Below are 19,231 nucleotides of genomic sequence, written 5' to 3'. Positions count from 1 at the left end.
AGTCATGGCCCGCAAGCGCTACGACGACGACGTCCCGCAAGAGCACCACGAGCGCTGGCTGATCTCCTACGCCGACCTGATCACGCTGCTGTTCGCCTTCTTCGTGGTGATGTATGCGATCTCCATCGTCAACGAAGGTAAATACCAGGTGCTGTCCGACGCCCTGGGCGACGCCTTCGGCGGGCGCGGGGCGGCCACGCAAGTGAACACCAATGTGGAACCGGTGCTGCCGCTGTCGCACATCATCAACCGCAAGCGCAACGAGGCCGCGCGCCGCGAGCAGGAGCGAATGGGCGTGATGGCGCGCGACCTGTCGGCGACCCTGCTGCCGCTGGTGAAGTCGGGCCAGGTGCGGGTGACGCAGAATGCGCGCGGCATCAGCGTCGAGATCAATGCCAGCGTGCTGTTCGAGCAGGGCCAGGCCGTGCTCGATCCGGAAGCGCGCGAGGTGCTGGGCGCGGTGGCGGGCCTGCTGAAAGAAGATACCCACCGCATCGAGGTCGAGGGGCATACCGACGACGTGCCGATCGCCAGCACGATCTATCCATCGAACTGGGAACTGTCGACGGCGCGCGCGGCCAGCGTGGTGCGGCTGTTCATCGACAACGGCCTGCAGCCGCCGCGGCTGTCGGCGATCGGCTTCGCCGATACGCGGCCGGTGGCGCCGAACACCGATGTGGAAGGGCAGACGCGCAACCGGCGGGTGGCGGTGACGATCCTGGCGGCCCTGCCTGAAACAGGCGGTAACATACTGCCCTGAACTGTACAGACTACTCGTGTCATAATCGGAAGGCGCTTGTCGCGTGTGCGGCAAGTCGTTTCTTGAAACCGTGTGGCCCCGTGTCGGAAGGAGGCAAGATGCATGTCAAACGAAGCATGCCAGCTACTGTGCTGGCGACGCTGCTGGCGCTGGGCGGACTGGCCGGCGCGGTCAAGGCCGTGGAGGCCAAGGTGAATGTGCATCACAGGCTCGAAGTCGAGACCGGGACCAAGTCGGTCAAGGTGCGGGTGCTGATCGAGAACCGCGGCGACCAGTCGGTGTGGATCCCGCGCGAGATCGCCCTGGGCGACGACCTGAGCGCCCCGCGCTTCGACTTGCGCACGCCGCAGGCAGAAGTGGCGTATACCGGCCGCATGGTCAAGCGCGCCCCGCTGGGGCCGGCCGACTACCTCGAGGTCAAGCCGCAGACCACCCACCTGAACACGATCGACATCACCCAGGCATATGCGTTCAAGCCGGGGCAGCACAGTTACGAGATCCGCTATGCGGGGCCGTGGCTGTCCAGCCTGGGCAGGCTCGACGCGGCCAGCATCAAGAGCAGTCCGGCGTTGCCGGTGAAGTTTTCGTTTACCGCGCGCCCGGGCGCCAACTGATCTAAGGCGTCTTGCAGTTCGCGGCGCTGGCGATCAGGGACGCGCCGCAGCTGGTCTTGTCGCCATGGAAGGCGACCGCCTTGCCATCGACTTTGTGATGATCGGAGCCGGTGGCGATCTTGCAGCCGTTGTGGCCGGGGATCGGGCAACTGCAGGTGTCACCGACGCAGGCGACCGCAATGCCGCCGACCTTGAGGTGGCGTGCACTGGCACTGATGACTTTTCCGCCATGGGACGTGGCGTCCCCGAGCCTGACGATATTGCGCATGATGGTTGCTCCCCGATTGCAGATTAGTTTGCCGTATCGCTCGTCTCCGCTTGCATGCCCATGACTGCCGCGACGGTCGGCGGCTCATAGTTTTTCGGGTCGATCGACGGTTCAACCATGTGCCTGAATACATTCGCGCCTTGCTTCTGGCGGTTCTCGTCGCTCGGTGGGCTGATGAAGACGATGCTGGCGCCAGTCGGGTCGCGCAGGTTGATGGCGGCCGACGGTCCACCGTCGATATAGCTGCCCATGACGCCGACCGCCATCTGTACGAAGAAGGTTGCTGCGCCGGTGTTGCCCATGCGGCTGTCGGTATTGATGAATTGTGAAGTCTTGCCGCTGTCGATCTCGGGGCCGCCTTGGGCTGCATAGCTGTGCAGCATGCCTTCCAGCGCGATGCGTTGCTCGGTGTTGTTGTTGAAGGCGGCGATGATGCGGGCCGGGCCTTTCGTCCGACGTGCTGCCGGCAAGGTCAGCAGCGCTTGCTGCCAGCCTGCTTCGAGGATTTTCTGGCGCGCATCGCGGCGTGTGATTGGCTGCCCTTGCTCATCCTCGAATTTGACGAAGACGGGACGGTGCACGAATCCCAGCGAAGGGAGCCGGTCGAAGGTGTCCATCTGGTTGCGGTTCCAGGGAAGCGGGAACCAGGGGGTCGGTTTCCAGTCCTTCGGCGGATGGTTTTTCCAGCGTTTGAAGGAGTCGAGCAACGTGCCGTCTTCTTTCTCGAAGACGGGGCGCTTGGCGAATTCGGCGGCGGCGGGGAGCCATTCGGCAACGGTGGGTTGCCGGCTCATTCCAGGGAATTCGTCTTTCAGCTCTTTGCGCATTGGAACTGTCTTTTCAAGCCGGATGTACATGCGCCGTAGGTTTTCCTGCAGGTAGTCGTTGTCCGGGTCGTCCCAGACATAGGGGCGAAGCGGTTCTACTCGCTCTCTGCGGGCAAGAATGAGGACCGCACTGGCATCGGAGTATTCCGGAATGTAGTGACCAGTTTGGACGCGGCGGTCCATATCGGGCAACTGCCTGTCATCCCGCTCTGCATCACTTTCGGTGCTCATCAGCACGAGATAGGGGAGGTCAGGATACGCATCGAAGAATGTGAATGCTTGTTCCAGCAATTGATCTGGGCGCTCCGAAAGGGCCCACGGGCCGATGGCGAACAAATGCCAGGCCATGCCGGTTCCGTCGGCGCTAGCGGCGAGTCCAGCCTTGGGCGAAACGTCGCTTGGCTTGTACTTGGGATTGTCAATCGGTCCGCCGGCATACATGGAAGGCACACCCCAGAACATGGGCGATGCGTCGGCGCCGTTCTCAAGCGCGTCGCAGGAACGGTCACCTGTCTGGCCCATTTTATCGAGATCGGTCCATGGGTATTTTTTGGGGTCAGGCTCGCGAATACTGCTGTGAGGCTCACCTTGCTGTAGTGCGTGCCATAATTTTCCTTGACGGTATTTCTCAACCGTTATTCCCACGCGTAGCACTTCAAGTACATATTCGCGTCTGGATTGCTCGGATATCCTCTCGCGTGCATCTTGCTCCTCAAGTAATTGGACCTTAATTTTCCATTTACCCTTTCGCTCATGTGCATCGTAAGCGTCTATCAACCACTTGCCACCGAACAGGATCGTTACAAACAGGATCGGAATGCCGAACCAGCGTACTTTATCCATCGTCGTCCCCACGTCAATGTTGGCAAGTTCCGGACGCAGTACCCGGAAATCAAAAAAAATCCAAAGAAGGAATAGAAATGGGAATGTGATAAATGCGCCCAGAATGTATTTCCATTTCTTGGGTGGTCTGCTCTTGCAATCCTCAATTTCGATCATGACTTCCCTTTCACGACGGTCGCCGAGACACGCTTGCCCGATGTTGTTTCCGAGATGACGATGTCCCAGAGTTTCCCGGTTAGCAGAGGAAGTCCGGATGGGAGCACTCCTTCACTGTAATACCTCGCATTACCATGAATAAGCTGCTTGCGCCAATCAGGTTCGTTTGCATAGTACGAACTGAAAAGACTGAGAAAGGCGTTCCAGGTCAATATGCCGGAACGAGGGCGGGTTTCCGAATTCAGTATTTGGAGCCGCCAGTCTGCTACCGCGCACAAGTAGTCACGAAACAGGGGATCACTCACGGCCTTTCCACTCCCAATCGACAGGTCATAAGCCGTCACATGCCGATGATTCTTGCGGCTGGCAAAGATCGCGCTATGAAAAGACTTCGGGCTGTATTCATGCTGCCAGCGCACCCTTGCCGCATTGGGACTTTCCTGCACGTCAGCCACAACGGACTGATCATTGTGGCGTCTGCCCGCAAGAATCCGGTACATATCGTCAGGCTTGTTGGCATCGACTTTCTTCAGCCGGTTATATGCGTCTTCCAATTTCTTCAGATCGTCGCCAACCACCGGACCGATGCGGCGGCTGCTTGCCGCTTCGCTCATAGACGCTGGCAGCACCTCGCGCCTGACCTGCAAGCCGGCGCCACTGGTAATGGCGATCGCGGCATCAATGGGATCGACTTCGTCGCACGGCCCCCATTCCTCCGGCTTGAGGCCTCCCTGCCTGGAACTGGCCGGAATCTTGTCGCCGTCGATTTGTCCTCCGCGCAGATCTGCCTGAAAAGGCGTCTTGAGCGCCTCGCCATTGATCCTCCTGATCCCATAGCGTTCCGCCCCGGATGCATTGCCCTGGATGCCAGGCGTGCGCACCATCGGCAGCGATTCGCGCATGTCGCGGCCACTGGCGGCGACATGTGCGTGATCGTCCTCTCCCCGAAGGCGCAGAGTGAAATCGTGGGGTGGCCGTCCGACCAGCACCGGACCAGGCGTGCCAGCCCCAGGCGCGGTCCGGTGTTTGGCAGTGAACACCCGTTGGCCGAACATCGGTCCAAGATCGCCCAGCGCATTGCGCGTTGCGTGCAACAGCGCACTGGGAGCGCCATGACTCGCCTTGCTCGCCATTACCCCAGCCATTGCCGTGGTTCGCTGGCGGGTATCGGTGACCGAATCGGGCACGCCCTGCCAGCCGATACCCCGCATATTGTCGAGTGCCACGGTCATGTCTTCCGGGCAGAAATACAGGTAGACCTTGCCGCGGTTATCACGATCGCCGTCAGGCTTCCAGTGGCCGTGGACCATGCCTCCACTGTCGCCCTCGCTGATTCGGCCAAACACCGGTTCTGACGCCTTGCACTTCGCCACGCCGCTGACGATGTTGATCAACGTCTGCAACCGTGCATCGATGCTTTGCCGGCCTTCTATCAGGGCGTAGAAGTCGTTCATCGCCTGGTCCTTGTCACCCTGGAAGTGGGTCAGTCCTTTCATCAGCAGGCCCATTTCCTCATCGAGGCTGTACGGAGGATGAGTGAGGACGAGCGTATCGGCGGTGCGCTCGCCCATCTCCATCAGGAGTGCCTGGGCGAGCAGGCTCAGCAGGCAACCCTGGCTGTGCGCGACGATGTTGACGGTGTCCTCTGGCTCGTATTGCCGGATCATCGTCACCAGCGCCGCCAGGCGGCGCGCGGCCAGGACCATGTACATGCGCCCCGGTCCCGTCTTGACGGGCCTGAGTGGATCGCCGACCGGATCGTGTGGGGCGTACACACCGCGGTTCCACATATCGGGCAGGCTGCTGGTGGCATTGCCGAACGGCCCGCCGCCCTTGGACAAGTCCTTGTCGAGACGATTACCGTTGCGGTCGGTCTTCTGACCATTCACGGTCTTGGACGCATCCTTGATTTCGCGATAGCCCCAGTAGAATGGAATCACGGGGCTGTCGGTATCGGTCGCCACGCTGCGTTTGAAGAACACCGCATCGGGATCTTCCAGTGCGACCTTCTTGTCGTCCGCGCCGGGCATCTTGTAGGCGGCGGGCTTGAACCGGCGCAGCAGCCGGTCTTGCAACCCTGCGCACAATCCTTCCTCGACTTCGCAGTAGCCGGTGCCCACGTCGTTCACGCCATGCACCACGATGATGTTGCAAGGCTGTTCGCGCGGCACCTCGATCACCTTGTCGCGGGTACGGCCCGGTTGCAACACCGCGCTCGTGCGCTTGAGGGTGTATTCAGGTTTCGGATAGTTTTTTCCGGACATCGGTCTCTCCGTTATCGATCCCCACCGCGCGACAGGACGATGTCGGCCATGTGCATCGCATCGCGTGCGAGCAGTTCCGACTTGCCTTCCTCGTCGCTGCGCGCGTCCAGGCTGCTGCCGTCGCTGAGCGACACCTGCATCTTCATGTCCTTGACGAGCGCCCCGAGCGGCTGCTCGCTCCCATCTTCCGACACGCCCCGCGGATAGCGCAGCTCCAGGCGTTGATCCGCACCGCCTTCGCCGAATTCCGGAAACTGCGCGGCCATGGACTGCGGCCCATCGAAGGTAAACTCCGGGGCATGGAACTTGAGTGGCGCCTTGCTGCCCAGGACCGGCGGCCCATCGCCCAGCTTGAGGAACGATCCATCCGCCGCCACCAGCAGGATCACCTTGGCCGAGATGGTCGCCGTGCCTTCGGTGGCCGTCAGCTGCATATTCCTGGCCGAGTCGATCGCCGTGTCATCGTGCTGGCTCTGCATCAACAGCTTGCCGTTGTGGGCGATTGCGTGCAGGCCGCCATGATGCGCGAACAGCGACACGCCCTTGCCCGCATTGACCGTAAAACGCTGGCCCGCCGTGAGTTGCAAGTGCTGTTGTGCCACGCCGTCCAGGTTACTGCCCGCATAGCTGACGATCGCCTTCGAACTGGCGAAGCCGATTCCGGCGGGCGAGGTCATGGCGATCACTGGCTCGCCCGCTTGCGTTGCCTTCGGCCTGGTGTTGCTGCCGTCCTCCCATTGCTCGAACCGTTCCAGCAGCGCTTCCTGTTCCTTGTTATCGATCGCGAGGCCCTTATGTTCGGACGCATAATTGCCAAGTGAGACACATAGATCACCGCACTCACGCAGCAGATCCAGGTAGTCGTCGCGCGCCAGTTGATCGCCTTTGCTACCAGCACCACCAAGCAGCTTCCAGGCGCTGAGCAGGATGCCGCGGGCCGCGTGCAATGCGATCGCTTCGTTCGTGCGCAGCTCTGCGCCTTCGCCGCGCGCTGCAGCGCCGCCCTGGCGCCGCGGTTCGGTGAGATAACCCAAGTTAAGCTCGGTCGCGGCGTGATCGCTGGCCAGTTGCGCGCTGATCTGGCCGGACGTATCGTCCAGTCGCAACTGGTTACCGCGCTCTCCCCGCACTTCGCGGCTACGCAGGCCAGACTGGTGGCGGCTGTCGGGCAAATCGTCCTCATGCCGGAACCGTGGTGGCGGGGCAGCGCCGTTATATACCTGCGAGACGATGACCGGCTTGTCCGGATCGCCACCGGCGAAGGCGACGAGGACTTCGGCGCCGACTGGCGGCAACAGCCGGGCGCCGCATTGACTGCCGGACCCGAGGCCATTGCCGGCCCAACCGGAAGAGACGCGTACCCATGCCGAGTCGCTGTCGGAATCCGAGCTGCCCGCGCCGGCTGCGTGAGCGTGATCCTCGATCCGGGTCGCCGGGAAGCGAATCTTGACCCTGCCAAGATGGTCGCACCATACTTCTTCGTTCCCGGGGCCGACCACGATGGCGGTCTGCAACTGCGGCGACGGCAGGATTGGCGGGGGAGGGACAATGCGCACGCTGCGACGCACGCAGGTGAACCTCGTCCAGTAACGTAGCCGTGCCTGCTCGCCGCCAGCCGTGCCGGCGTGCTCTGCGCTATCCCAGCCGCTGCGCGCGAACAGCCGTTCGACGCGTGCCCCAAGTTCTGCGGGCAAGTTATTGGCAGCCGCGATGCGCTGCGAGGTCAGCACGAACTCGCGCTCTGCGGCAGGATGGGTGTCGATGTCGGGATGCCCCTCGAAACTGAACCATTCCCCAACCGCCAGATCGCGCACAGCACCTTCGCCATGGAAGCATTTGGAGGCATATTCGTAGCGCGCCATGTCCATATCGCCGAGCATGACCAGATCGCGATGGTCATCACCCAGGTGAGGTGAGGTCATTCGATAGTCGTCGAGGGCGGCAGCCAGCCTGTTGCCGGTCGTGCCCTGGTCGGCATGGGAAGGCGAACTGGCTGTCATATAGGTGGCGCCACCGGGATTCAGGTAGTCCCAGCTGTGCAGCGTGGTGCTGCCGGGGACGAGCTGGCGCTCGCCACTCCAGCCAGTGATCGCATCGCGTTGCTCGGTAGCGGCATCGCGGTGGAAGCGTATGCTGCCGGCTGCATTGCGCCCGAGGTCCACGGTGCCATCGAACAGCACCAGCGTGTGGCCAATCCTGGCCGGAGCATGGGCGCCCACCGCGCGATCCGCCTTGGCAAGGCCGGGACGGAAGAACCAGGCTATACCGCGCCGCTGCATCAGACGGCGTATGAATTCCGCATCCGACTCGTTGTATTGCATGGTCTGAGATCGCCGTGGAAATTGACGGTTAAGCAGCCCGGGCGCAGTCTGGACATCGAAAGTCGATGCAAGGATCGGGTTACTTTTCTGCCACTGGGAGATCAGCAACTGGATGATGTCCAGTTCGCTTTTGTCGCGAAACACGCGTGTATTGCGGTTCTTGTCCATGACCGCCAGTGCGTCGCGCATTGTCAGCTTGTAGGTCCCCATACCGCCATCGCTCTGGCCGGATGCCGCTGCCGTGATGATCCCGCACAGCCGGCGCAGGTTTCCCCGGTCGGTGACGATCTGCAGCTCGCAAGGCAGGCCGATCAGTTCCTTGAGCGGTAATGATGCGTTCTCGGAAATACAAAGAAGCTGGAACTCGAAGCCGTCGCAGACCGACTCAACGCCGCTGACACGCTGTGGTAGCAGTGCATCCACATTGGACTGCGGCCGATCCAGCGCCAGCCGCAGCGGGCGGTTGCGTGTGTCGAGACGGTAATGCGCCAGATCGGTCGCGAGGAATGCCGCTTGATTTGCCATTGCGTGGTCCTCCTGCTTCATTTCGCCTTCTGCTGGGCCGGCGTATTTTCGCCAAAATACTCATGTGAATCGGCGTTATTGATCGCCCGCTCCGGCGCCGTGCGCGCCAGCTCGGCGGCGCCGGCCTGCCCGTACACATGGTCGTCGGTCGCCGCCACCACATCGAAATGGCTGAGCTCATGCAGCAGAGTGCCGCCGCGTGAATCGGTGCCCGTCACGGCGGCGGCCCAGAACGCCCGGCACACCCACACGGTGTAGGGCCGCGCCGGATACACATACGCGAAATACGGCTCGTCGCAATCGCAATCGACCTTGACCGGTTTATTTTCGAACGCATCCTTGATGGCCGTGAAATTGGCGGTGACCCTGGCGCCGCGCGCGGCGTCCAGCGCCCCGAACCAGGTCGAGTAGCGCTCGCCATACTGCCTGCCCGACGTCAGGTAGGCATGGCTGTCGACAGTCATCGCCCGTCCCGCATCCATGGCCGTCACCAGTTGTTCCTGCTGGGCGTTGGAGCAGTTGGCATAGCTCAGGCCCGCACCGCCGGGCTCCGGCGCCATGCCGGCCACCTTGCTGCCGCGCGGCAGGGGGCCGTTGACGAAGATGCTGACCGGGTTCGAGGTCAATTCTCCCACCACCGCCTGGATGCCGACGCCCGGCGCCGGCATGGCCGGGCTGCGGTAGCGGATCGTATAGCTGCCGGTCACGCTCATCTCATACAGCCGGGACAGCTCGACCGTCTTGCTGAGCGTGGCGCCCGGATCCAGGCGCACATAGTCCGACGGCCCCGGCGGCGCGCGCTTGACGCGGCGCCCCAGGTAGCGCACCGGCTGGCCGTCGCGGCGCACTTCGAACAGCGGCGACTCCACCCCGTCGAGCGGCGTGCGCCAGCGCAGCAGGTGCTGGGGCGTGGTCGAGGCATTGGTCAGGGTGACGCGTACCATGACGTCATGGCCGCGTTCGACGGTTGGCTGCAGCGGGGTGAGCGTGACCTCGACGGTCGCCGCGGCGATCGGCGACAGGGACAGGATCAGGACCGCAACGGCGGCCTGCGGAAGAAGCGGGCGGATGGACATGGGTGACTCCTGGAGAGGATGGCGATGTTCCACTCTCGCCCCATCCCCGTGCCACATTTTGCGCTGGTGCAACGTCCATCAATAAACACCTTAAACCAGGTTAACTGTTCGGCACACACTAAGGCGAATAAACAACAGACCTGAAACAAGTGACAGACCGGCAAGCATGCTTTTGCTATCATGAAACTAAAATATCCAGCAAGTTATTAATTCTTGGTCAAGGAGCTTGGCCAGAGGCGTGTTCCATGATGACCCAGATGAGAAGTGGCATGACCAGGTTGCCGCAAGCCTTGCAGGCGGGGAGGGCGGTGTGAGGGAAACGCAGCAAGCGATCGATGCCATCGCGCGCGAGATCGGCCTGGACGAGGAGGAAATCGCGGCGCGCAAGGCTTTCCTGCAATTCGGCGAGCGCGACGCCGTCGTCCTGCGCGAAGTGCACGGGCTGCTGGAGCAGGAACGCGTCGCCTTCTCGGACAGTTTTTATGAGCACCTGCTGGCTTTCCCGCGCATGCGCGCGCTGCTGGGCGACGAGGCCGCCACGGCGCGCCTGCAGCGCGCGCAGTCGGAGTATTTCAGCAGCCTGACGGCGGGCGAGTATGGCGCCGCCTACATCCACGAACGCCTGCGCGTGGGCGCAGCCCATCAGCGCATCGGGCTTGACCCGAAATGGTATATCGGCGCCTACCGCAAATACCTGTCCGAACTGTCCGGCATGCTGTGGCACAAGCTGCAGGACGACCCGGCGCGCTTCGCCGAGGCCTGGGACGCGGTGCTGAAAGTGGTCTGCTTCGACATGGGCCTGGCGCTGGACACCTACGCCCACGCCGACCAGCGCACTGTGCGCCAGAACCGCAACTACCTCGAACAGGTCATCGACGGCATGCCGGCCGGCCTGGTGGTGGTCGATGCCGACCGCAAGGTGCGCTCGATGAACCGCACGATGGCCGACCTGATCGGCGCGCCGGAAGAAGCGATCGCCGCCGGCCACCAGCTCGAGCAACTGCTGCCGGCGCCGGAGCTGGCGGCGCGCGTCGACGAGGCGCTGCGCAGCGGCGCGCCGCAAGACCACGTGCTGGTGACGCTGGATGGCCGCGCCGACGGCGTGCGCTATGTCGAGTTCAATGTGCGCCGGGTCCAGCAGGCGGGCGAGCACATGCTGCTGCTGATCGGCCAGGACATCACCTTCAGCCGCAAGGCGCGCCTGCGGCTGCAGGAGAGCGAAGAATTCTTCCGCCTCACCTTCAGCCAGGCCGCGGTGGGCATCGTGCTGCTGGGCCCGGACGGGCGGCTATTGCGGGTGAACCGCAAGATGGCGCAGATACTTGGCTACACCGAGGTGGAGCTGCTGCAGCGCTTCTTCCAGCAGCTGACCTGCGAGGAAGACCTGCCCGAGGAGCTGGCGCTGGCCAAGCGCCTGAAGGCCGGCGAGATCGGCGACTACCAGCGCGAGCGGCGCCTGCTGCGGCGCGACGGCACGCCGATCTGGGTCAACGTGAGCGTCTCGATGATGCGCGACGCCAACGGCAACCCGCGCTTCATCGCGGTGGTGGAAGACATCTCGCGCCGCAAGGGCGCCGAAGAGGCGCTGCTGCGCATGGCCAACCACGACGCCCTGACCGGCCTGCCGAACCGGGTGCTGCTGCAGGACCGCCTGGCGCAAGCCATCGTGCACGCCCACCGCGCCGGCACCCAGGTGGCGGTGATGTTCATCGACCTGGACCGCTTTAAACACGTCAACGACAGCCTGGGCCACGACGCCGGCGACCGCATGATCGTGGAGATCGCGCGCCGCCTGGCCGGCAGCCTGCGCGAGAGCGACACGGTGGCGCGCCAGGGCGGCGACGAGTTCGTGGTGGTGCTGCCCGAGCTGGCCGGCGAGGGCGACGCGGCCAAGGTGGCCGACAAGCTGCTCGGCAACCTGTTCCAGCCGCTGCTGCTGTGCGGGCAAGAGGTCTTCCCGACCGGCTCGATCGGCATCGCGATGTACCCGCGCGACGGCCTGGATGCGGCGACGCTGCTCAAGTGCGCCGACAGCGCGATGTACCAGTCGAAGGGCACGGGCGGCAACCACTACAGCTTCTACCAGGCCGACATGGGCGCCCATGCGGTGGCCCACCTGCGGATGGAAGGCGCGCTGCAACGCGCGCTGCAGCGCCAGGAATTCCTGCTGCACTACCAGCCGGTGGTGGACATCGCGAGCGGCCGCGTGAGCGGCGTGGAGGCGCTGCTGCGCTGGAAGCCGCGCGGCCGGCCGATGGTGCCGCCATCCGACTTCATCCCGCTGGCCGAGGAAACCGGCCTGATCGTCCCGATCGGCGACTGGGTGCTGGAGACCGCGATGGCGCAGCAGGTCGCCTGGCTGCGCCAGGGGCTGCCGCCGGTGCGGGTGAGCGTAAACCTGTCGGCGCGCCAGTTCCTGGGCCAGGACGTGGCCCAGCGCGTGGCCGCGCTGCTCGATAAAACCGGCTGCGATCCGCGCTGGCTGACCCTGGAAATCACCGAGAGCGTCTTGATGCAGAACCCGGGCGCGGCGGCCGAGACCATGGCGCAGTTGGCGAACATGGGCGTGCAGCTGGCGATCGACGATTTCGGGACAGGGTATTCGAGCCTGGCGAGCCTGAAGCGCTTTCCGATCCACAGCCTCAAGATCGACCGCTCATTCGTGAGCGACCTGACCCGCGACGCGGACGACGCCGCCATTGTGAACGCGGTGATCGCGCTGGCGCATTCGATGAAGCTGAACGTGATCGCGGAAGGGGTGGAGACGTCGGAGCAGCTGGCTTTCCTGCAGGCGCATGGGTGCGACCAGATGCAGGGGTATTGTTTCAGCAGGCCGGTGGAGCCGCAGGGGATCGAGGTGATGTTGCGGGCGGTGAAGGCGGCGTAAAACCTGCCTCGCCATGGCGCGGCGGCCGCGCCAGGCATGCCGCCATATGGCTATCGGATTGACAATCCTGCCGGATCGCGCCGAAAATGGTGCGGTTATCTCGGGCTCGGGCAGGCGCCCTGGCGCTGCCTGAGCATCTACACCTCTACCAGGAAACACAGGAATGACCATCCTCGTGACGGGCGGAGCGGGCTTCATCGGCTCGAACTTCGTCATCGACTGGCTGGCCCACCACGATGAGCCAGTCGTCAACCTCGACAAGCTGACCTACGCCGGCAATCTCCAGAACCTCGCCAGCCTGGAAGGCAATCCGCGCCACCACTTCGTGCGCGGCGACATCGGCGACGCCGCCCTGGTGGCGCGCCTGCTGGCCGAACACCGGGTGCGGGCAGTCCTGAACCTGGCTGCCGAGAGCCACGTCGACCGCTCGATCGAGGGCCCCGGCGCCTTCATCCAGACCAATATCGTCGGCACGTTCCAGCTGCTGGAAGCGGTGCGGGCCTACTGGAACGGGCTGGACGCCGAGGCGCGCGCGGCGTTTCGTTTCCTGCACGTGTCGACCGACGAAGTGTATGGATCGCTGCCCTGCGAGGCACCGGCATTCGACGAGCAGCACCGCTACGAGCCGAACAGCCCGTACTCGGCCAGCAAGGCCGCGTCGGACCATCTGGTGCGCGCTTATCACCACACCTATGGGCTGCCGGTATTGACGACCAACTGTTCGAACAACTACGGCCCGTATCACTTCCCGGAAAAACTGATCCCGCTCGTGATCCACAACGCCCTGGCGGGCAAGCCGCTGCCGATCTACGGCGACGGCCAGCAGATCCGCGACTGGCTGTACGTGACTGACCACTGCAGCGCGATCCGTCGCGTGCTGGCGCAAGGGCGGATTGGCGAGACGTATAACGTGGGCGGCTGTAACGAGAAGGCGAATATCGACGTGGTGCGCACGCTGTGTGCGATCCTGGATGAACTGCGGCCGCGCGCCGACGGGCAATCGTATGCCGAACAAATGACCTTCGTGAAGGACCGCCCCGGTCACGACCGCCGCTATGCGATCGATGCCGGCAAACTGGAGCGCGAGCTGGGCTGGCGGCCCGCCGAGACTTTTGAAACCGGCATCCGCAAGACGGTCGAATGGTACCTGACGCACGGCGACTGGGTGCGCAATGTCACGAGCGGCGCCTATCGCGATTGGATCGGCCGGCAGTACGAAGGCGGCCGGTGACGCGCATGAAGATCCTGTTGCTCGGCAAGGATGGACAGGTGGGTTGGGAGTTGCAGCGTGCGCTGGCGCCGCTGGGTGCGGTGCGCGCCTGTGGCCGCGCCGAGGCCGATTTATCCGACCCCGAATCGTTGCGCGTGCTGGTGCGCAGCGAGGCCCCGGACGTGATCGTCAATGCCGCGGCCTATACGGCGGTGGACCGGGCCGAAAGCGACGCGCTTGCCGCGCAGACGTGCAATGAACTGGCACCCGGCGTGCTGGCCGAGGAGGCCGCCGCGTGCGGCGCCTGGCTGGTCCACTATTCGACCGATTACGTATTCGACGGCACGAAGGATAGCGCCTGGGTCGAGACGGATGCCGCTAATCCGTTGTCGGTCTACGGCCGCACGAAGTACGAGGGCGAGCAGCGCATCCGTGCCAGCGGCGCGCGCCACCTGATCCTGCGCACCAGCTGGGTGTTCGCTGCACGCGGCGGCAACTTTGCGAAAACCATGCTGCGGCTGGCGAAAGAGCGCGAGACGCTCAACGTGGTGGCCGACCAGCATGGCGCGCCGACCGGCGCCGAATTGCTGGCTGATGCCACCGCGCTGGCGCTGCATCGCCTCGCGTGGCTGGGGAAAGACGCCGACGAACTGTCCGGCACCTACCACCTGGCGGCGGCGGGCAGCACGACCTGGCACGCCTATGGCCGCCATGTGCTGGCGCAGGCCCAGGCGCATGGAGCGATATTGAAGGCGGGGCCGGAGGCGGTGCTGCCGATTGCGTCCAGTGCCTATCCGACGTCGGCGCTGCGGCCGGCAAATTCGCGGCTCGATTGCAGCAAGTTCTGCGCTCAGTTCGGCCTGGCGCTGCCGGACTGGCGCCATCACGTCGACCGTTTGATCGCCGAGTTGTCGGCGCAAGGAAATCCATGAGCGAACCTGTGAAACGCAAAGGCATCATCCTGGCCGGCGGCAGCGGTACCCGGCTGCATCCGGCCACCCTGGCGATCTCGAAGCAGTTGCTGCCGGTGTTCGACAAGCCGATGATTTATTACCCGCTGAGCACCTTGATGCTGGGAGGGATACGCGACATCCTCGTCATTTCGACGCCGCAGGATACGCCGCGTTTCCAGCAATTGCTGGGCGACGGGGCGCGCTGGGGATTGAATTTGTCGTATGCCGAGCAGGCGTCGCCGGATGGGCTGGCCCAGGCGTTCTTGATCGGCGACCGGTTCCTGGGCAATGCGCCGTCGGCGCTGGTGCTGGGGGATAATCTGTTCTACGGTCACAGTTTGAATACCTTGCTGGACCGGGCCGATGCGCGCAGCGCTTGTGCCAGCGTGTTTGCCTATCACGTGCAGGATCCGGAGCGATATGGCGTGATCGAATTCGATCGCCAGGGCAAGGCGGTGAGCCTGGAGGAGAAACCGTTGGCGCCACGATCCAACTATGCGGTGACAGGGCTGTATTACTACGACGAGAATGTGGTGCAGATGGCGCGTACCCTGAAGCCGTCGGCGCGCGGCGAGCTCGAGATTACGGACTTGAATCGCATGTATCTGGAGCAGGGCAAGCTGCATGTGGAGATCATGGGGCGCGGCTATGCCTGGCTCGATACCGGCACCCACGAATCGCTGCTCGATGCGAGCCAGTTCATCGCGACGATCGAGCATCGGCAGGGGCTGAAGGTGGCTTGTCCGGAAGAGATCGCGTTTCGCAAGGGATGGATCGATGCTGGACAGCTTGAAGGGTTGGCGGCGCCGATGAAGAAGAACAGTTATGGCCAGTATTTGATGCGGCTGGTGAAGGAATCGGTGTCTTGATGCGATTTACACGGTTGGCTATTCCTGATGTTTTGTTGATTGAACCGCGTGTGTTCGGGGATGAGCGTGGGTTCTTTTATGAGAGCTTTCGTCAGGATGTCTTTGAAGAGGCGGTTGGCCGCAAGGTGACGTTTGTGCAGGACAATCACTCGAAGTCGGGGCATAACGTGCTGCGGGGGTTGCATTATCAGATCAAGCAGCCGCAGGGGAAGTTGGTGCGGGTGGTGGTAGGGAGCGTGTTCGATGTGGCAGTGGACTTGAGGCGGTCGTCACCGACGTTCGGGCAGTGGGTGGGGGAGGTGTTGAGTGCGGAGAACAAGGCGCAGATGTGGGTGCCGGAGGGGTTTGCGCATGGGTTTTTGGTGTTGTCGGAGTCGGCGGAGTTTGTGTACAAGACGACCAATTACTACGCGCCTGAATACGAGCGGTGCATCGCGTGGAATGATCCAGGCCTGGCGATCGCGTGGCCGACATCGGATCAACCGCTGGTATCGACCAAGGATGAGAAAGGCGCCTCGCTCGCGGATGCTGAAATGTTCAGCTGACGCCGCGAGCGATAGACGATACCTGCACCGGGTGCTGACTGCCGAAAGAACATGGTCCGGTCACAGCTTGATCAAGCAAATTGCTTGAGAGCGAGGGACCCGATTTCTCAACCGCAGGCACGTGTGTGCTTAGCTAATGTCAGGCAGCAGCAGCCAGCTCTTTTGCGTAGTCGGCATACGTCACTTCAAGCCCCTGTTCCAACGACATTTGCGCGGACCAACCCAGCGCCTTTAGCTTGGAAACGTCCAACAATTTACGAGGCGTGCCGTCTGGCTTGCTGGTGTCGAACGAGATGCGTCCGCTGAAGCCGACCACTTTGCCGATCAGACGCGCCAGATCGCCGATGGTGGTGTCGACGCCCGTACCCACGTTGATATGGGTTTGCATCGGGGTAGTCTGCTGGTCATACACATCTTTGGACAACTGCATGACGTGCACGCTTGCAGCGGCCATATCGTTGACAAACATAAATTCGCGCATCGGCGTACCGCTCCCCCAGATGACGACTTCCTCGTCACCATTGATCTTTGCAAGGTGGAAGCGACGAAGCAGCGCCGGGATGACGTGACTGTTCTCCGGGTGATAGTTATCGCCTGGGCCGTACAAGTTGGTCGGCATCACGCTACGGTAATCAGTACCGTACTGGCGATTGTAGCTTTCGCACAGCTTGATGCCCGCGATCTTGGCCATCGCATACGGTTCATTGGTCGGCTCGAGCATGCCAGCCATCAGGTACTCTTCCTTGATGGGCTGTGGTGCCATGCGCGGATAGATGCATGAGGAACCCAGGAACAAGAGTTTTTGCACGCCGTTACGCCATGCTTCATGGACGACGTTGCTCTGAACCATCATATTGTCATAGATGAATTCTGCTGGGTACACGTTATTGGCGTGGATGCCGCCGACCTTTGCTGCGGCCATATAGACTTCATCAATATTTTCGTCTTTGAAGAAATCCCGCACCTGCGCCTGGTCCTTCAAGTCAAGTTCGGCATGGGTACGGGTGACGATGTTCGAATGACCCATCTGCTGCAACGTCCGAACGATTGCAGACCCAACCAGGCCCCGGTGGCCAGCAACATAAATACGTTTATCCATGAGATTCTTTTCTATTTATTCAGGTGAGAAGACGACATTATCGCCTTTTACTCAAGGGCATTGAAAGAGACAAGTACGTGGCTTATTGTACCTACGCTATTACTTCGTCCAGCTATTTCTTGAAGTATTCTCATCGGATGCGAGTATCCGCGAGGGCGCTCTGATGCAGGGAAATCTAGACTATATAGGGATATCTTGGAACGATAGTCGATGCATGCCGCATAAATTAGTGACTCGCGACATATGGTGTCATGAGCTTCACGATATTTAACGAAAAGCAATTCCGCCAACAGAAAACCGACGATCGGCAACAACGTAAAAAATTAATTCCTTTTTCGCAATCAAAATACGGTGGGTGAACCAATTCGCAAAAGAAGTCGATAGTTCCGAGTATGGCATCTTCATAGATCAAATGCAACTAATTCATGGGTAAATACTGGCATCATCTGCCATTGCAACACCTATGAAGAAATGATATCGTCTCTATTTTGTGCCTTGCTGGCAACGCTTTGTCAGTAGCTTTGGGGACTCACAATCACAGCCTTACTTTGAGTCGGGCCGCGTTTTGCAAATCCCGGCAGTTGATGCCGCGGAACCGTGTGTCTGAACGCGAAAAAACGACAAATGGGTAGAAAATGTTGAGCTATCTTCGGCGGTGTAGCACTTACTTATCCCGTTTTCTAGGGCGGCGGTCTGGTTCGTCTCCTTCAGTGCCGGTCGTTGCTGGGTGTATTGACAGATCAACCTCCAGCTATGGTGAAGGTGGTATGAGGGAGCAACAAAGCAAAGTTTTGCCTGTCGATGGAAATTTGCTAAAGCAGAGTGGCCAGCAGTTTCAGATGGGCGAATGGCAGCAACTGGTGAAGTTGTCCATTGAGTCGATCGAGACGCATCCCGATAGAGCAAAACTTGCTCTGCTGGCGGCGGCGGGATTAATACAGGAGGGAAGAGCAAGCGAAGCGAAGCGATTCCTGAGTGCTGCGCGAGAATGGGGTTGCCAAAAAGACCTGATTAGTCGAGTTCTAATTTCCGGCGTCCACCATTCGCTAGGGCGCGCGGGACTTCTCGCAGGTCATCAAGAGCGTTCTGGACAGCATTTTGAAGAAGCGCTTTTTGTAGTGCAATTGGGAAGTGATTACCGTCATTACGCAAAAGCGCGCTATGTACTCGAAACTGCGCGTTTAGGACAGATCCCTCATTCCGTGGAATTGATGGACGGTGAATTGAAGGCCCTGCAGTCCTCCCGGGTTAATTCCACGCAATTGAAAATCTTTCGGACAGAACTGTCCCTTGTGCATCACGAATTGTCCATTGCACAGCGGCGCAAACAGCTTGATCATCATTCCGCAAGGTTGAAAAAATACAGCGCTGACCTGACGTCGTCCGAATCGTTAGACAGTACTTCAATGTCCCAACTAGGGCAGGATATCTGGGTTTTGGAAAAATGTGGCCATAAGCGAGGAGGCTTCTTCGTTGAATTTGGCGCCACGGACGGGGTACTGCTGAGCAACACTTGGATGCTCGAAAAAGAATTTTCCTGGAAAGGCATTTGCGCGGAACCGAATCAAGAGTTTTTTACGCAATTGAAGATGAACCGGGCATGTACAGTTTCCGACGATTACATCGGAGGGAACACTGGCACCATAGTAGAGTTCATCCTGGCTGGCGCATTTGGAGGAAGTGTCGAGTTTGCGAACGACGATATGCACAGGGAAAAAAGAGATGCATATCGTAAGAACGGCGACACAACGACATTTGTGTCGATATCGCTTGGCGATTTCCTCAAGAAGTACAATGCGCCGAAAGACATCGACTATATTAGTGTCGATACTGAAGGTAGTGAATTTGAAATTCTCCGCACGTTTGATTTCGATGCATGGAATGTGCGACTATGGACCATTGAGCATAATTTTACGGAACGACGGAAAGATATAAGAAAGCTTTTTGAGTCCCACGGATATAAGTGCACGGAGGCCCAGTGGGATGATTGGTATGAAAAAACAAATTAGTTTTC

At 61.2% G+C, this 19,231-nt stretch carries 14 protein-coding genes; 8 read left to right on the top strand and 6 right to left on the bottom strand.

What is annotated here, in order from left to right; genetic code table 11:
• Positions 1 to 4 precede the first annotated feature (4 nt).
• Positions 5 to 760 carry a flagellar motor protein MotD gene (gene motD, locus Q9246_RS08095; protein ID WP_306396813.1) on the top strand — a complete coding sequence of 252 codons (756 nt, stop codon included), beginning with the start codon at positions 5 to 7 and terminating at the stop codon, positions 758 to 760.
• A 98-nt stretch (positions 761 to 858) separates the two neighbouring features.
• Positions 859 to 1,374, top strand: a complete 516-nt coding sequence (locus Q9246_RS08090) for a hypothetical protein (protein ID WP_306396812.1) — start codon at positions 859 to 861, stop codon at positions 1,372 to 1,374.
• Between the two features lies 1 nt (position 1,375).
• Here Q9246_RS08090 and Q9246_RS08085 read toward each other — a convergent pair whose 3' ends face one another.
• The 5 genes from Q9246_RS08085 to Q9246_RS08065 are packed head-to-tail and all read right to left on the bottom strand — an operon-like array spanning position 1,376 to position 9,654.
• Positions 1,376 to 1,642: a PAAR domain-containing protein gene (locus tag Q9246_RS08085; RefSeq protein WP_306396811.1), complete on the bottom strand. Its 267-nt coding sequence runs from the start codon at positions 1,640 to 1,642 to the stop codon at positions 1,376 to 1,378.
• A 23-nt stretch (positions 1,643 to 1,665) separates the two neighbouring features.
• Positions 1,666 to 3,468, bottom strand: a complete 1,803-nt coding sequence (locus Q9246_RS08080; RefSeq protein WP_306396809.1) for a type VI lipase adapter Tla3 domain-containing protein — start codon at positions 3,466 to 3,468, stop codon at positions 1,666 to 1,668.
• The gene (locus Q9246_RS08075; protein ID WP_306396807.1) at positions 3,465 to 5,732 is read right to left on the bottom strand and encodes a T6SS effector phospholipase Tle3 domain-containing protein; all 2,268 of its coding nucleotides are present in this window, start codon (positions 5,730 to 5,732) and stop codon (positions 3,465 to 3,467) included. The genes Q9246_RS08080 and Q9246_RS08075 overlap by 4 nt, the downstream gene beginning before the upstream one ends.
• An 11-nt stretch (positions 5,733 to 5,743) precedes the next feature.
• Positions 5,744 to 8,599 carry a type VI secretion system Vgr family protein gene (locus tag Q9246_RS08070; RefSeq protein ID WP_306396806.1) on the bottom strand — a complete coding sequence of 952 codons (2,856 nt, stop codon included), beginning with the start codon at positions 8,597 to 8,599 and terminating at the stop codon, positions 5,744 to 5,746.
• Entirely contained in the window at positions 8,596 to 9,654 is a 1,059-nt protein-coding gene (locus tag Q9246_RS08065; RefSeq protein ID WP_306396803.1) for a M35 family metalloendopeptidase, read from the bottom strand. The genes Q9246_RS08070 and Q9246_RS08065 overlap by 4 nt, the downstream gene beginning before the upstream one ends.
• Positions 9,655 to 9,964: 310 nt before the next feature.
• Here Q9246_RS08065 and Q9246_RS08060 point away from each other — a divergent pair, with 310 nt between their 5' ends.
• From Q9246_RS08060 to rfbC, 5 genes are all read left to right on the top strand, one after another.
• On the top strand, positions 9,965 to 12,541 hold the full coding sequence (locus tag Q9246_RS08060) for an EAL domain-containing protein (protein ID WP_306396801.1): 2,577 nt from the start codon (positions 9,965 to 9,967) through the stop codon (positions 12,539 to 12,541).
• 163 nt (positions 12,542 to 12,704) lie between these two features.
• The gene (gene rfbB, locus Q9246_RS08055; RefSeq protein WP_306396799.1) at positions 12,705 to 13,772 is read left to right on the top strand and encodes a dTDP-glucose 4,6-dehydratase; all 1,068 of its coding nucleotides are present in this window, start codon (positions 12,705 to 12,707) and stop codon (positions 13,770 to 13,772) included.
• Positions 13,773 to 13,777: 5 nt separating this feature from the next.
• A complete protein-coding gene (gene rfbD, locus Q9246_RS08050) occupies positions 13,778 to 14,683 on the top strand; it encodes a dTDP-4-dehydrorhamnose reductase (RefSeq protein ID WP_306396798.1) in 906 nt (301 codons plus the stop codon).
• Positions 14,680 to 15,573 carry a glucose-1-phosphate thymidylyltransferase RfbA gene (gene rfbA, locus Q9246_RS08045; protein ID WP_306396797.1) on the top strand — a complete coding sequence of 298 codons (894 nt, stop codon included), beginning with the start codon at positions 14,680 to 14,682 and terminating at the stop codon, positions 15,571 to 15,573. The genes rfbD and rfbA overlap by 4 nt, the downstream gene beginning before the upstream one ends.
• Positions 15,573 to 16,118 (top strand): dTDP-4-dehydrorhamnose 3,5-epimerase, encoded by a 546-nt coding sequence (rfbC, locus tag Q9246_RS08040; RefSeq protein ID WP_306398115.1) that lies wholly within the window; start codon positions 15,573 to 15,575, stop codon positions 16,116 to 16,118. Before rfbA ends, rfbC begins: the two co-directional genes overlap by 1 nt.
• A 139-nt stretch (positions 16,119 to 16,257) precedes the next feature.
• Here rfbC and fcl read toward each other — a convergent pair whose 3' ends face one another.
• Positions 16,258 to 17,217, bottom strand: coding sequence for a GDP-L-fucose synthase (gene fcl, locus Q9246_RS08035; RefSeq protein ID WP_306396796.1), 960 nt, complete (start codon positions 17,215 to 17,217; stop codon positions 16,258 to 16,260).
• A gap of 767 nt (positions 17,218 to 17,984) precedes the next feature.
• Here fcl and Q9246_RS08030 point away from each other — a divergent pair.
• A complete protein-coding gene (locus tag Q9246_RS08030; protein WP_306396794.1) occupies positions 17,985 to 19,226 on the top strand; it encodes an FkbM family methyltransferase in 1,242 nt (413 codons plus the stop codon).
• The last annotated feature ends 5 nt before the right edge of the window (positions 19,227 to 19,231 follow it).

The sequence above is a fragment of the Telluria beijingensis genome, from assembly GCF_030770395.1.
In the GTDB taxonomy this organism is placed as follows: Bacteria; Pseudomonadota; Gammaproteobacteria; order Burkholderiales; family Burkholderiaceae_D; genus Telluria; species Telluria beijingensis.
This window is presented reverse-complemented; position numbering and strand designations above follow the sequence as displayed.

What these genes read in the sequence shown, in the direction of transcription:
- motD (WP_306396813.1), top strand. Translation starts at nt 5, where the DNA reads ATGGCCCGCAAGCGCTACGACGACGACGTCCCGCAAGAGCACCACGAG.
- Q9246_RS08090 (WP_306396812.1), top strand. Translation starts at nt 859, where the DNA reads ATGCATGTCAAACGAAGCATGCCAGCTACTGTGCTGGCGACGCTGCTG.
- Q9246_RS08085 (WP_306396811.1), bottom strand. Translation starts at nt 1,642, where the DNA reads ATGCGCAATATCGTCAGGCTCGGGGACGCCACGTCCCATGGCGGAAAA.
- Q9246_RS08080 (WP_306396809.1), bottom strand. Translation starts at nt 3,468, where the DNA reads ATGATCGAAATTGAGGATTGCAAGAGCAGACCACCCAAGAAATGGAAA.
- Q9246_RS08075 (WP_306396807.1), bottom strand. Translation starts at nt 5,732, where the DNA reads ATGTCCGGAAAAAACTATCCGAAACCTGAATACACCCTCAAGCGCACG.
- Q9246_RS08070 (WP_306396806.1), bottom strand. Translation starts at nt 8,599, where the DNA reads ATGAAGCAGGAGGACCACGCAATGGCAAATCAAGCGGCATTCCTCGCG.
- Q9246_RS08065 (WP_306396803.1), bottom strand. Translation starts at nt 9,654, where the DNA reads ATGTCCATCCGCCCGCTTCTTCCGCAGGCCGCCGTTGCGGTCCTGATC.
- rfbB (WP_306396799.1), top strand. Translation starts at nt 12,705, where the DNA reads ATGACCATCCTCGTGACGGGCGGAGCGGGCTTCATCGGCTCGAACTTC.
- rfbD (WP_306396798.1), top strand. Translation starts at nt 13,778, where the DNA reads ATGAAGATCCTGTTGCTCGGCAAGGATGGACAGGTGGGTTGGGAGTTG.
- rfbA (WP_306396797.1), top strand. Translation starts at nt 14,680, where the DNA reads ATGAGCGAACCTGTGAAACGCAAAGGCATCATCCTGGCCGGCGGCAGC.
- rfbC (WP_306398115.1), top strand. Translation starts at nt 15,573, where the DNA reads ATGCGATTTACACGGTTGGCTATTCCTGATGTTTTGTTGATTGAACCG.
- fcl (WP_306396796.1), bottom strand. Translation starts at nt 17,217, where the DNA reads ATGGATAAACGTATTTATGTTGCTGGCCACCGGGGCCTGGTTGGGTCT.
- Q9246_RS08030 (WP_306396794.1), top strand. Translation starts at nt 17,985, where the DNA reads ATGAGGGAGCAACAAAGCAAAGTTTTGCCTGTCGATGGAAATTTGCTA.